General features: G+C 47.0%; 10 protein-coding genes. 4 read left to right on the forward strand and 6 right to left on the reverse strand.

All coding sequences use genetic code 11. From position 1 onward, the window contains the following. The first annotated feature begins 73 nt into the window (after positions 1-73). A complete protein-coding gene (locus tag EKG38_RS04310) occupies positions 74-700 on the forward strand; it encodes an AAA family ATPase (RefSeq protein ID WP_126518983.1) in 627 nt (208 codons plus the stop codon). A 568-nt stretch (positions 701-1,268) separates the two neighbouring features. After that, complete coding sequence (locus EKG38_RS04315; protein ID WP_126518984.1) at positions 1,269-2,606, forward strand: hypothetical protein; 1,338 nt, start codon at positions 1,269-1,271, stop codon at positions 2,604-2,606. Positions 2,607-2,736: 130 nt separating this feature from the next. Here the strand turns inward: EKG38_RS04315 and EKG38_RS04320 are convergent, their stop codons facing one another. Beyond that, on the reverse strand, positions 2,737-3,318 hold the full coding sequence (locus tag EKG38_RS04320; RefSeq protein ID WP_126519376.1) for a TetR/AcrR family transcriptional regulator: 582 nt from the start codon (positions 3,316-3,318) through the stop codon (positions 2,737-2,739). Between the two features lie 142 nt (positions 3,319-3,460). Here EKG38_RS04320 and EKG38_RS04325 point away from each other — a divergent pair, with 142 nt between their 5' ends. Beyond that, positions 3,461-4,513 (forward strand): alkene reductase, encoded by a 1,053-nt coding sequence (locus EKG38_RS04325; RefSeq protein WP_126518985.1) that lies wholly within the window; start codon positions 3,461-3,463, stop codon positions 4,511-4,513. A gap of 121 nt (positions 4,514-4,634) precedes the next feature. Here the strand turns inward: EKG38_RS04325 and EKG38_RS04330 are convergent, their stop codons facing one another. Both EKG38_RS04330 and EKG38_RS04335 read right to left on the reverse strand, forming a co-directional pair. After that, a complete protein-coding gene (locus EKG38_RS04330) occupies positions 4,635-5,981 on the reverse strand; it encodes an aspartate aminotransferase family protein (RefSeq protein WP_246033083.1) in 1,347 nt (448 codons plus the stop codon). 250 nt (positions 5,982-6,231) lie between these two features. Next, on the reverse strand, positions 6,232-7,476 hold the full coding sequence (locus tag EKG38_RS04335; protein ID WP_126518986.1) for a DUF2325 domain-containing protein: 1,245 nt from the start codon (positions 7,474-7,476) through the stop codon (positions 6,232-6,234). A gap of 431 nt (positions 7,477-7,907) precedes the next feature. On the opposite strand from EKG38_RS04335, the gene EKG38_RS04340 reads away from it, so the two are divergent. Then, positions 7,908-9,944 (forward strand): alpha/beta fold hydrolase, encoded by a 2,037-nt coding sequence (locus EKG38_RS04340; RefSeq protein WP_126518987.1) that lies wholly within the window; start codon positions 7,908-7,910, stop codon positions 9,942-9,944. Positions 9,945-9,983: 39 nt separating this feature from the next. Here the strand turns inward: EKG38_RS04340 and EKG38_RS04345 are convergent, their stop codons facing one another. The 3 genes from EKG38_RS04345 to EKG38_RS04355 form a co-directional block, all read right to left on the reverse strand. Further along, positions 9,984-10,400: a ribosome recycling factor family protein gene (locus EKG38_RS04345; protein WP_126518988.1), complete on the reverse strand. Its 417-nt coding sequence runs from the start codon at positions 10,398-10,400 to the stop codon at positions 9,984-9,986. 502 nt (positions 10,401-10,902) lie between these two features. Then, positions 10,903-11,130: a hypothetical protein gene (locus EKG38_RS04350; RefSeq protein ID WP_126519378.1), complete on the reverse strand. Its 228-nt coding sequence runs from the start codon at positions 11,128-11,130 to the stop codon at positions 10,903-10,905. A gap of 271 nt (positions 11,131-11,401) precedes the next feature. After that, positions 11,402-13,453, reverse strand: a complete 2,052-nt coding sequence (locus tag EKG38_RS04355; RefSeq protein ID WP_126518989.1) for a bifunctional 2',3'-cyclic-nucleotide 2'-phosphodiesterase/3'-nucleotidase — start codon at positions 13,451-13,453, stop codon at positions 11,402-11,404. Positions 13,454-13,632 lie beyond the last annotated feature (179 nt).

The raw sequence follows: 13,632 nt of genomic DNA on the forward strand, positions 1-13,632 counted from the left end.
AGATGTCGTGCCATAATTGCTTGTAGTGACTGCTTTTTCTCCGGCCTAATACATCCGGCCCTTGGCAGAGGTGATGATGACAAAACAGATAAAAATAGTGGTAACCGGTGGGCCTGGTGGTGGCAAGACCACGGCGCTCGACCTATTCCGTCGCGAGCTTGGCGATACAGTTGCCATCGTCCCGGAGTCTGCGACCGTGCTCTTTTCCGGTGGCATTGGCAGATCCTGTGATGAGCAGGTGGTCAAGAATGTTCAAAAAACCATTTTCTCGCTTCAGCAGAATGTAGAAAACATCCAGGAAAAACAGTACCCCGACAGATTCCTTATCTGTGACAGAGGCACATTAGATGGCCTGGCCTACTGGCCCGGAACGGAAGATGAATTTTTTGAGGAGGTAGGCTCCACCATTGAAAAAGAGCTCAGTCGTTACGACGCCGTCATCTTCTTCGAATCTGCCGCCGCAAGCGGACGTGACATTCAGAGTAATAACCCAATCAGAAACGAGTCTTCGACTCAGGCAGCAGAGCTGGACAAAAAACTCCAGAGTATATGGTCACGGCACCCCTCCTACTACTTCGTTGGCAATTCAGAGTCCTTCGTAAAGAAGATTATGTTTGGAATAATGACCATCGAAAACGTGATCAACAGACACAACGGAGGGTATGTGGGACCAAGCTTTGTACCCACTTTCTCAAAGTAACTCGGTTCATATTGAAGCCTAGCCCGCGACCAACTCATCTAACAAGCCTGCGAAAGTGCATCCCTGCCCTTAATAAGGTTTGAAGCTAAACGCAGCTACCAAATAGACGACGTCAAAACCAAGCTCTTCAATGTGCTCCAACCAACAAAACTCAAGAGTAGTGAACAAGCTGCAAGTTTAGTGGCCGGCAGGCCATAAAACAAACAAAAAAGCGAACCACAAAAGATGCGTTTTCATCAATTCGCGGCTAAAGCCGCTCCTACATTAAATGAAGCTAGCCAGTTAACTTAGGTCCTATTAGTACCCGCTAAACCCTAGGTAGCCATGCGTGTCTCCATATACGAACAACGGTTTCCCCTATAAGAAGATCTGGTGAGTTTGTCTCTGCATATTTGATCTGTATCAAGTATTCATCCTGTACCCGCTTGAAGATAACTTTAGCCCACCTAGGCTTGAATATGACTAAGGTGAGGCTGCTGAAATAGTGACTCCCCCTCACAGCTTTCCATAACCCAAGCTGTCGTTTATCTATAAGGAATAACTTCTTTAACTACAAGGAAATTATACGATGAGCTTCTTTCAAATTACCCATGATCCATGGACACAAAACTCGATCACGACTCGATTATCGCGGCAACTGTTGGTAATAAGCCTTCTTTCGGCCTGCTACCTCTTCGCCTCAACAGGCCTGGCCCACGCAGCTAGCAGTGGAGACTGTGGGCAAGTCGCCAACGCCGTAGGAGAAACTGAAACTTCAATTTCATCTTGTATGGGTGAACTGCTCGACTCCCAGGAAAGTATGATAGAGGCGGTTGAGGGTGCGCTCCGCCAGACGCGAGCACTGAATTTATCGCCTTTCGGTATGCAAAAGAGCGTCATGGATGATGATCTTGGCGACAAAATACAATTCCTGCGTGACGAACATAAACGAGCAAAGCAAGCGAACGAAGCGGTGGAAAGTAATGATTATGATGAAATGTTAACCAAAGCCGATCAAGAGAAAGGCAAAAAGTGCAAGACATCGGATATGCCTTTCTATGATTCTCTGGCGGAAGATAATTATAGTCTGATGGGATATTCCGGCTTTGAAAGTGGAAATGGAAAAAATAAGTTAGGTAACGGAAAATGTGACTTTTTTTCGGCGATAAAGGATGACGGCACCGACGTCTGGATAAATGAAAGAGCGGAAAATATGTGCCAGGAAGTCTGTGCAGACAAAATGAATACCAATGGTTCTGGAAAATCCAGAAAGGAGGAGAGAAAACAGAGGGTCGTTGGTCGATTGACCGATGGCATATATACAGCCAACATGGCGACCGAGACCATCAATGGCGTGACGAATAACCTGGCCATACTAGAGAGGCAGTTAACCCCTCTAAGCGCTAGCATGTCCGCCAAAGATATTTGTGAGTCTGACTTTGATCTACCTGCCCTGCTTGAAATTATCGCAACAGGTGTCTCCATAGCGAACAGCGCGGTATCTTTCACGACCGCCGCACTGGAAACAGCAGAAAATAATGTCAAACCTGCAGCCAATCAGACCGTTGCAGGTTTTAATGCAGGCTCGGCTGTGGTTCCATTTGCCCTGGTAGCGGGTATATCCAAGATGGTTGGAGAGGTCGTCGGGGCCGTCGAGAAGGGGCTGGTTATCGCAGCACAAATTGTATCGGCGTCCGCAGACGATACCGCACAACAATGCTTGAAAAGCGTGAGAGATAATGGTGTAGATGTAAAAGCAGATGTGACTAAGCTAAAGGCGGATACAGCGTTACTTAAAATTAACGCGGCAAATAACAGCGCTGCTCTGGCACAAGTTCAGGTGGAAATAGAACAAATCAAGCAGTTATTAGAGCAAAACCAACAACTGCTATTAACCCCCCAAGGCAAGCGTGAGGGCTTTAATTAAATTGACCTAAAGGCAGAGGAAGAGTTGATAGATATAAAGGCTCAGCCAAATATTATTTTGCCGTCATCTGATGGCCACAACAAGCGAACCCTCAGGGGTTCGCTTTTTTTAGACCTTTAATTGAAAAAGCCTAAGCGCAGATATCTCCAAAGAGTTGGTCGGCTAGCTCTTGCAGGGTTTCGCCCTGAGGGTGTGTGTGTGCAAAGGTTCTTAAACCGTAAATTCCCATGGCTAAAAAGCGTGCCAGATGTTGACTATCACGTTTAGCGCTGAGCTCCCCCTTAGCTTGGGCCCTCTCAAAAACATCGGCGAGTCCCTGCTGCCAGCTGGCTAAGTTATCCGTAATAATTTTTTGCACCTCTTCATCTTGTTGAGCCATCTCGTTGAGCGCTTTAGTGAGCAGGCAGGCCTTCGCCGCTTCACCACTAATACACCCCTGAACGATGTTATCCAGATAGGCTTTCAGCTCGACTAATACTGGCCTGCCTCCAGAGAAAAAGCTCTGAAACTCTGCACTTCTGTCGGTTTTATATTGCTCTAAGGCCGCTAATAAAAGACCCCGTTTATTATCGAATGCACAGTAGATAGAGCCTGGGTGTAAACCTGTGGCTTTAGTGAGATCTTGCATACTCGTCTTGCCGTAACCTTTGTCCATAAAAGCGGTCATGGCGGATCTCAGCACTTTCTCTCTATCAAATTCTGCATTACGCATTGGCGGCTTATACTCCGGGATTTGGCTCATTAATCGTCTATTAACTGATTGTACTTAATTTTGAATGTTTGTTCAAAATAATACTTGAATGATCGTTCAAATAAGAATATCTTGAATGAACATTCAAGAATAAGAGGTCGCTATGACTGATAACCTATTTCAACCTTTTGCGCTCAACGAGACTATCACCCTACAAAACCGCATCCTGATGGCGCCATTGACTCGTTGTATGGCAGATGAAGAATTAGTGCCGACTCAGGCTATGGCTGAATATTATACTCGCCGCGCCGAAGCAGGTCTTATCATCTCTGAAGCAGTGCTTATTCGTCCCGATGGTCAGGGCTATCCTAATACACCCGGTCTGTTTACCCCGGCTCAGATAGATGGCTGGCGCGTAGTGACAGATGCCGTGCATCAAGCTGGTGGCAAAATATTTGCGCAGCTATGGCATACCGGCCGAGTCGCGCACCCTCACTTCTTTGAAAAATCAGGCTCGACTCAGGTAATAGCGCCCTCTGCCGTTGGCCTGGAGGGAAGTCTCCCCAGAATGCGTGAATTGACCTATCGAGTCCCTAAAGCGGTAAGCCATGATGAGATAGTTCAGTTAGTCGCTGATTACGCTCAAGCCGCGGCGAACGCAATAGATGCAGGCTTCGATGGTGTAGAGATCCACGGGGCTAATGGTTATCTTATCGATCAGTTCCTACATTGCGACAGTAATCGTCGCACCGATGAATATGGTCAAACAGCCGAAAATATGGCCCGCTTCCCCTTGGCCGTTGTGGATGCGATATCTGCCCGTATTGGCAGTGACAGAACAGGACTAAGAGTTTCACCTGGGGCTTATGTCAATATGGCCGGAGACAGTAAAGACCGCGCCGTGTTTGATTACTTACTCGCTGAGCTGGAGCAACGTGATTTAGCCTTTTTACATATCGGTATTTTCGACGATGCCATGGAGTTTGATTATCTGGGTGGCAGCGCATCGAGTTACGTCCGTAGCGTTTATAGTAAGACCCTCGTTGGCGTAGGAAGCTACAGCGCCAAAATGGGCAGCGCCGCCATAGCCGCAGATAAATTTGATCTGTTAGCGATCGGCAGACCATTTATCGCTAATCCCGATTATGTCGCCCGAGTCCGTGAAGGGGATGAATTAGTTGAATATTCAGATGAGATGCTGGCCAGCTTAGTGTGACTAATTTTGTGTGAAAAGTTAGTGTGAAAAGTTTGCGATAAAATCTCATCTCCGTTTTGAGGCAGAAGAGGTAAACCCTAAGGTTAACCTCTTTTTTGTATCACAAGTTCCAGACTCAGCTCTACTTGCGATCGGCTATGGCTTTTGCCATGGCGGCATCGGCAATCTCTTCGAGCTTGGCCAGATCGATATCCTTATGGGATTCACAGATAAACCAAGGCTCGCGTGAGTCAGGTTCCAGCATGATGCCGCTCTTAATCAGGTTATGGGCAAACTCGGTATACAGGTCGCTGTCGGTCTTCTTCCAGTCACGATAGTTATGCGGTACCTGGCTGCCAAAATGAATACCGAACATAGCATCGGGGCCGGCGAACCTGTGCTCGATACCGTGTTTGATAAATACCCGTGATAACACCTGTTGAATATCGACGCCGGCTTTGTTGATGGTGTCGTAGGCATTGGTTTCATTCAAAATTGTCAGCGTCGCTTTGGCGGCACTTAGGGCGATCATGTTGGCGGTATAAGTGCCACCGTGGGTGACGCCATTCTTCCCGAAACTGATCACGTCCATCACCTCCTTGCGACCACCGAAGGCGGCGACCGGATAACCATTGCCCATAGCCTTAGCGTATGTGGTGAGATCCGCATGGATGCCATAGAGTTCCTGTGCGCCACCTTTAGCGACACGGAAACCCGTTTTAACTTCATCCATAATCAAGAGGGTGCTATTGGCATCACAGATATCACGCAATTTCTGCATATATTCCTGGGTCGATGCAATGCTGCCACAATTGCCTAATATCGGCTCAATGACGATGGCTGCGATATCATTGCCAACACGGGCAAAGACTTCATCGATGGCTGCGAAGTCATTGAGAGGCACAGTTTCCAGGTGCTCGCGACTCGCTTCAGGAATACCGCCACCAAAAGCGGCAATCTTTGGCGCCGCTTCGGTTTCGCTGTCCCAGTTATCAACATCTGATTTCCACATCATCTCGTCGTATAGGCCATGAAAACCACCTTCAACCACCACAATCTTGTTACGATGAGTAAAACCACGGGCGGTACGTACCGCGCCAATCACAGCTTCTGTACCCGAGTTGGCAAATCTCACCTTCTCAATATTCGGACACATCTGCTTGATCAGTTCGACCACTTGAGAATCGAGATCAGTTGAGAAGCCGGAGATGGTGCCACGTTCGGTGATAGCTGCCACGACCTCTTGATCTACTCTGGTATCGCGATAACCCAAGATGATAGGCCCGTAAGCGAGACGGAAATCGATAAACTGCTGGTCGTCTGCATCGGTAATGGTGCAGCCCAGGCTGCTTTTAACGAATACGGTGTTCTCTTCACCCCAGTATCGGTAACTATCTGCCACGCCCAGAGGCATGTTGTTGTGGGCCTGTTTTAGCAGCGCGTTGGTAGCGGGTTTATTGGCATTGCTCATCGTGTCAGTCTTCATCATAAAATGTCTGGCACGTATGATACAGATCACAATAAGGCTTTACTATATTAGTCCGGCATATCGATAGAAGAACCATGAATATGGGCGGCATCGTTAACCCCAAAGGAGGGAGTTTTCATCAATTCGCGGCTAAGAGCTTATGGCCAACGGGCTCTTACTTACGGCTTATGCCTCGTGTCCCGTTCCTCGTAACTTATATTAATTAAACCTTCGCGGCTAAAGCCGCTCCTACATCAAAAGCTGACATGTGTTACAGGCTGATGCAGCTGACTCCATTGGCCACGTCGTCCATAGCCTTGGCAAAGCTCGATATGCCCGAAGAGGGGATGAACAGGTGGCGTTTATTGTGCTGCTTGCAGAAGCGCTTCAGGCGGTAGTAGGCGTCGTGACTGATGCAGTCGGAGGCACAGATAACCGCATCGGCTGACCACAGCAGGGCGTCCAGACGTTTACTACGGTCTTCGACGCCGCCATCGTGGTGGCTGAATTCGCCGTTGCAACGGGACACCAGCTCCCGGTATTGGTCAGTCATACGGTGCATACCGCCAACACAGAGAATTTTCTGCCCCTTGAGATCCGGACAATCGCGACAGCTGTCGGCGCTGCAGCCATTACAGGGAGATAGACTCTGCTTCACGAACCCTTCCAGTGCCCGGGTCTCCTGCTCCCGCTGCTGCAGTTTCTGAGTCAGATCCAGAATGTTGTCTTCACTCTGTTGCAGTTTCTGCTGCCACTGCAGCTTTTGTCTGTCCAGGATCTCGACCGAGCTGCTTTTGCTGGCCAGTTCGTTGCGCAGCTGCTGCAGTTGTGGCGCCAGTGCGCTGTGGTCCTCTCCCAGTTCAAGGCATTGATTGTGCTCTTTGAGGCGTAGGTTATCCGCTTTGAGTTCGGCCACCTGCCGTTGCAGAGCGTCCAGCTGACTCTCTTTGTTGGAGATGGTCTGATGGGCCTTCTGCTGGCTTTTATCCAGTGCTTTTCTCAGTTCGACCAGCTCTTTTTCAGCCTCGTGCAGACGTTTCAGATCTGCACGCTGACCGGCTCCAATCTGATGCGACAACATATGAATGGTTTCGTAGGCCATATCCTGCATGGCCAGATCACACAAGGGATGAGTCAACAGTGCCCATAGGGCTTCGGCGCTGGCCCCTCGATCGATATGTTGCAGCCAGACCTGCTTGAGTTCATCGCGACACTTGAGCTGGCCGAAACGCTTTATGGCGGCGGCAAACTTTTTATCCAGATGCTTTTGTACCGTCAAAGAGAGGCGGTGTTTGCTGTCGCAGTTGGAGACCACCCAGGTGTGCAGCCAGTAATCGCTTTTTCGGGCCTGCTCTTTGTCGACAACCTTCTGGGCCAACTTACGGATCTCAGAGGTGGTCAGGCAGGTACCTATGACCGGGCATAGCAGCTTGCTGGTTAATTCCCACAGTTTACGTTTACCCTTGAAGCTATTTAATACCTCTGCTCCTGTGGCAGTACCTGGCGCATCGCACATGCCGTCCCCCTCCCCTTATTCTACCGTGGTTCTATCGCGGTTATGCTTGCCCTTTGGCAATGATTGAGTCGTTAATGTCATCAGTGTAATGATTGCACCCGACCTGTCAATGGTAATAATTATCATTTAGATATGTAAACTTCTGGATTCCGACAGCTAGCTGCCAGCCCTTCTGATAGAGTCGCGCTTGCCGCGCCTTGAGCGTCTCTTTGGCGAACGCCCGCATTAACCTCTAACGACCAGCCCCTCTCAACCTCCCGTTAACCACAATTGTCACTTATTACATACAACTCCTTACATACCCTTACCCTAAACGCGTTTCAGATGCCCGATAATCGCTCAGCGGGATACGGCTCATCACAGCACTTTGAAATAATTTTTGAAACTGTGAAAACCATACATTTTTAAATTTTTAACGAAGGAAGCCAGCAATGATAAAGGATAAATTACCCCTTATTGCAACGACAATAATTGCGACCAGTATGCTAAGTGGTTGTGGTGGTTCTGGTTCGAAAACAGAGACCACAGGAACTGGAGTCACCGACCCCATCAAATCCTATAAGCCAATTGAGTGTAAAGCGATGCTGTCAGCAAGCCAGTTAGCGCTGTTAACACCGGGCTCTGGCTGTGGCTACCTTAGCGTGCCGGAGAAACACGCCCTATATGGTCAGCCGGCATCAGAAAAAAATATTGAGATAGCCGTGATAAAACTGGCCTCAACCTCGTCAGAAAAAAAAGCCGATCCGCTTGTATACCTGCAAGGTGGTCCTGGCGGAAATGCGAGCGCGAGTATTGGTCAGGTGATAACAAGTAACACCTTCATCAAAAACAGAGACGTTTACCTGGTTGACCAGCGGGGCACAGGCTATTCGAAGCCGGCACTATTTTGCACTGAGTATAGTGGTGAAGCGGGTACGCCAGAACAGCTACAGGCATGTAAAGCAAGGCTGGAAAAGTCCGGCGTCGATCTTAATGCTTATAATAGCGTACAGAATGCTCATGACTTTATTCAGTTGAGAAAAGCCTTATCAATTCCAGAGTGGAATCTGTATGGCATCTCTTATGGAACCCGCCTCGCAACAACCATAATGCGAGAAAACAGCGAAGGTACTCGTAGTGTTATTTTAGATGGCATGTTCCCGATAGAGGTGAACGGTATCTCTGACACGCCGTGGGCAAACTATGAATCTTTGAATCAGATAGTCAAAAATTGTGACAACACAGATAGCTGTCCTGCTGATGATTTCAAAGTCATTATCGAAGACATTATTGCCCGTATGCATAATGAAGGCATGGTGACTGAGAGTCGCGTATTCATTCAAAACTTACTCGAACTCATCAAAGAGCCGGTGATCATCAGCTACCTGTTAGCGGTTAATGAAGATACCAGTAAATATCAATCGGCCTTAGCATCGTTAATGGCCGACCAAGACGATGAACAAGATAGCGGTGAACGAGAAGGTAATGAAGGGAGTGATGAAGAGGAGCAGTTTTACGGCGCCATGGGCTTATCTACCGTCTGCGCCGAAGAGTACCCATTTCTTAACACCACGGCTCTGACTGGTGCTAATAGCCAGGGCTGGTCAGCGAGCACCCAAGTCGCGGTAAATGGCATGTACCATATGGGCTTCGATAAAGCCTCTTGCAAGGCGTGGAATGTAGCCGCGGCGAACGATATTGAGACACAAGCTGTGGCCAGTGAACTGCCGGTGTTAATACTCAACGGCCAAAACGATACCCAAACCCCGGCGGCCTGGGGTGCGCTGGTCGCTAAAAACATGCCCAATGCACAAAACATTACCAACCCTCAGGGTGAGCATGGGCAACTCATGGCTGGTTTTAGCTGTTTCGATACGCTGGCAGATGAGTTTTTAGCTAAGCCAAATCAAGCTGTCGATGCAAGCTGTGTCTCTGAGATCCCCGATGTAAGCTATGAAGGCGGAGACGGCGAGGAGAAATCGGCGAGCTTTACGTTTAAAAACAGTGATGACCGTTCAGATACCGTTTATATGAATGGCGTTATCGGCTCAGATACCTTAGAGGTGATGCAGACACTGCTTAACAGCTACCCGCAAATTAAGACCATAGTGATGCAAAATGTGCCGGGTTCTATGGATGATGACACCAACTTGTTAGCTTCGATGGAGATCAGAAAGCGTGGTATTGCAACACATATCCCAGCCGATGGCATGGTAGCCTCCGGCGGCACAGATATGTTCTTATCCGGGGTTAAACGCACGGCCGAAGCGGGCGCTAAGCTTGGTGTGCACTCCTGGAGTGATGGCAGCGGCAAAGTCGCACTGGATTACCCTCGCGATCACCAAGAACACGTTAAGTACCTGGATTATTATAAGGCGATAGGGATCGATACCAGCTTTTACTGGTACACCCTGGAGGCCGCCCCCGCCGATGGTATCCACTGGATGACAGCAGAAGAGATTGCTCAATATGGCGTACTGACAGAGTAACTGTTTTGTAGTTAGTAAGGCGCTTTTTATCAGGCGCTTTTACCAAGCGTCGGCATTAAAGCGTGCCGTTCTGGCCTCGCTCATGGTGCAATCGGTAGTGTGTATCAACTCACTCAAGGTGATGTTGGGGTTGTCGTTAATCAGACGGGCGAGCTTTACCTCTAAAGGTTCAAGCTTGTCGGTATGATCAAGCAAAGCGGTTTCAATCTTTTGGATAAGGTAACGAAATTCACCACCTTCCCTTTGCAACTGAGCCGTTTTCAATTGCGCCACTTTCAACTGTTCTGTAAACGATTGAATCTTGATGGCTTCACCGGATAGCCCCCAATTTCTGGAGCGACGCACACGCTTAAGCTCACAGTGATATTGCTTGGCAACAGTTTGAGCTTGCTTAACCGCCTCCCGCCCTATTCGATGAATAAGGGAGGGAAGTGAGATGGTGATGGCTTCATTCATGGCTGTGTTTATTCATGGCAGTTGAAGGTCTACTGTGACACCATTTTATCTACCATTTCTCCCCTTGCCAAAATTTTTACTCAGACCTCATTTATCTAAGCACGCTTAGTTATTTTTAAGTGCCATGCAAAGGGAAAAGATAAGTCAGTATTTTTGTCCCTATTTTCCGCCCGAACCAATTACCATATCGAATAGAAACTAACTGAATTCTATCGATTTACTATGGAAAAATATGTTCAATCAAGTAACGACTTAAACATTTATCACATTCAAAGAGGGTAAAATGAACAAATTATTAAGACATTCAGCCAACATACTCACTTTGAGAATGTCGCGAATAATGTGACTGGATTTCATCCTGGTATGAAAGATGAAATCGATGATATCTACCTCGATGGAAAGCCTGTTATCACCGAAATTGAGTTGGATGACTAACGTTCCTCCCCCTCCTACTTTAATCATTTGGGGTAGCCAGTTAAGTTTCTCAGCGCCACTTTTATCGTTATTTCTTTTCAGTTTCCCGTTTAACCAGAATAAAGGTCAGATACATTTTAGTAGGTAAAGACAACGCCATGCCGAAGGCCACACACATTGCGCTAATGATGATCCCTTTGACGCCCATAGCTTCAACCGTGTCGCTGTAGTTGTGGAAATAGATGCCGAGAGAGATCAGGCTAAGGCCGACAGCGATACAGCACTTAAGCAGCAAGATTAACTTGTCATCAGTCACCATCGTCCCTCCATTATTAGCATCACATTTGACTAATATAATAGATTGTTAAGCCCTGTTACAAGTTAACTAAGATCAAAGAGAGAAAGGCAGCAGCAAAAGACAAAATAGACCTGTCTCTTGTCTTTTCATCAATATTTCCCCTAATCGCTAAAAAGTGAATTAAGAAAAAAGGCCCACTTTGTGAAAAGTGGGCCTTTAGCGTTTTACTGCTTAATATTTAACAAGCTTATTAAGCAATTAGAAAACCAAGCATCGTATGTTTACTTGGTTACTGGTTTGCTGTTAAGTCGATATTGTAGATGGCAAAACCAAACTCATCAGTTAAATCAGTACGTTTGGTCAACGGACGTACTTGATTCTCTAAGATGAATGAATCGGCGATGTCACTGTCTTGAGTTTCGAAACGAATATCCAACTCAGTCGTTGTGTTAATCGTCACAAAGTCCCAGTTATTATCGGCGCTTGGATCAACTTCGCCATTCGCTTCGGTCTCGGCAGTGATGTATTGCGCCAGTGCTTCACGGTTGCTATCTGGCAACTCCATGATCACGTAATCAGGACCTGTACCGGCAAACTTACCACCGAATGCACGATAGTTGTTAGATGCGATGATGAACTCTTTCGCCGCTAACGCTTCACCTGTAAATACGGTTTCACCGTCAGTATAAGTCAGGTCGACGATACGGTTTGCACTAGCATCAACCACTTGACAATTACCATCAAACTTAGTCGGCTGAGTGACATCAATCTTGTAGGTTACACCATCGATAACATCGAAGTTATAGGTACGGTGTGTGTCCCAGTTGATCAAATACTGAGGTGCAGTTGTATTAGGGTTAACCTGGTTGAATTGGTTGGCGCTACACTCTAACCAATCTTTTAGTTCTACACCCGTAACTTTCAGTGCAACCATAGTGTTTGGATACAGATACAGATCCGCCGCATTCTTATAGGTCAAATCACCGGCCGGTACCTGGACATAAGATTGTGCATCGGCTGTAGTGCTGTGACGTCCGCCAGCTTTAAATGGTGCAGAGGCTGATAACACCGGAATATCTTTTAAATCATCAGTCAGGTTAGCTTTTACTTTGGCAATCTGCGCATCAGAGACAATTTGTACCGATGGATCATCTTGTACCAGAGTTAGGAAGCTGTACATATCAGTAGAAGCTTTACCAATTGGCTGATTAACATAGTTTAGCGTGCCTTGGTGTTCGAGTGCGACCGCGTCACGAATGGCAACATCCGCATCAACCAACTCTGGTGTATCTGCATTTTTGTCGTAGATCGGCGCAGCTTTAGCGGTACGGTCGATCACAACCCATGCACCGTCTTGCATCTCAAGTTTAAGATCCACAATACCTAAGTTATCACCCCAGCGACCCGGCATAACAGCTGCTACACCGTTGATAGTGCCTTTTTCTAAGTCAGCATTTTCCAGACCTTCGAATGTTGCCGACGGGAATACAGAATGACTATGGCCAAATGTGATCGCATCGATACCTTCTACCAGTGATAGCGCGTATGTGGCATTTTCGTCGTTTACATCAACTGGATTTGAAGGCGTACCCAAACCTGAGTGTGGAATGGCAACGATGACATCGGCACCTTCGGCTTTCATCATTGGGATGAATTTTTCAGCCGATTCAACAATCCCCATTACCGATACTTTGCCCGATAGGTTTTGCTTATCCCAGAGTAAGATTTGAGGTGGTACGAATCCGATATAGCCAATTTTAATGGTTTGCTGATCGCCATTGCTGTCGGTAACCATTTTTTCTTCGATAATATATGGGGTGAATAAGTTATCGCCCTTCGCTTTGCCTTCCCAGCAATCGGCTTCACATAGTACGTTAGCGTTAATGTAAGGGAAGTTAGCACCTGCAAGCGCTTCGCTTAAGAAATCTAAGCCATAGTTGAACTCATGGTTACCTATGTTACCTACAGAGTAGCCAAGCGTATTCATTGCTTTATACGCAGGGTGAGTACCACCAATGGTGTTATCACGCTTAAAGTTATCAGCAACGAAGTCACCCATTGGGCTACCTTGCAATAGGTCACCATTATCAACTAATACGAAGTTGTTAACCTCTGCACCTTGCAGCTTAATTTGGCTGGCAGTACGAGCGAGTCCAATGGTTGGATCATACTTTGTTTTGTAATAGTCATAATCCATGATGTTGGTATGAAGATCACTGGTTTCAAGAATACGAAGATCGACTTGAGCTGCAATTACAGCGTCATTTTTATCATCGGAACCACAAGCCGTCAGACCTAATGTTGAAGCGATGACTACTGCTAATACTTTCTTATTTAACATATTAATTTTTCCATCAATTAAAGACCCCGAGCCACTCTTCATTTTTTATGAAGATATGTCTCATCTTTGCTATCACGTTACTTTTTTGCTGCAACATTGATAGCGAACCGGCGACTATATGATGCGAAACTGTAAATAAACTTAATTCAGAGCGGTTACCCACACCCTTTACAATCTTT

Source organism: Shewanella canadensis (assembly GCF_003966225.1).
GTDB classification, from domain to species: domain Bacteria; phylum Pseudomonadota; class Gammaproteobacteria; order Enterobacterales; family Shewanellaceae; genus Shewanella; species Shewanella canadensis.

Bases quoted from the DNA above. Each gene is read 5' to 3' on its own strand.
- EKG38_RS04330 (WP_246033083.1), bottom strand. From the start codon at position 5,981: ATGATGAAGACTGACACGATGAGCAATGCCAATAAACCCGCTACCAAC.
- EKG38_RS04340 (WP_126518987.1), top strand. From the start codon at position 7,908: ATGATAAAGGATAAATTACCCCTTATTGCAACGACAATAATTGCGACC.
- EKG38_RS04315 (WP_126518984.1), top strand. From the start codon at position 1,269: ATGAGCTTCTTTCAAATTACCCATGATCCATGGACACAAAACTCGATC.
- EKG38_RS04335 (WP_126518986.1), bottom strand. From the start codon at position 7,476: ATGTGCGATGCGCCAGGTACTGCCACAGGAGCAGAGGTATTAAATAGC.
- EKG38_RS04355 (WP_126518989.1), bottom strand. From the start codon at position 13,453: ATGTTAAATAAGAAAGTATTAGCAGTAGTCATCGCTTCAACATTAGGT.
- EKG38_RS04325 (WP_126518985.1), top strand. From the start codon at position 3,461: ATGACTGATAACCTATTTCAACCTTTTGCGCTCAACGAGACTATCACC.
- EKG38_RS04320 (WP_126519376.1), bottom strand. From the start codon at position 3,318: ATGCGTAATGCAGAATTTGATAGAGAGAAAGTGCTGAGATCCGCCATG.
- EKG38_RS04345 (WP_126518988.1), bottom strand. From the start codon at position 10,400: ATGAATGAAGCCATCACCATCTCACTTCCCTCCCTTATTCATCGAATA.
- EKG38_RS04310 (WP_126518983.1), top strand. From the start codon at position 74: ATGATGACAAAACAGATAAAAATAGTGGTAACCGGTGGGCCTGGTGGT.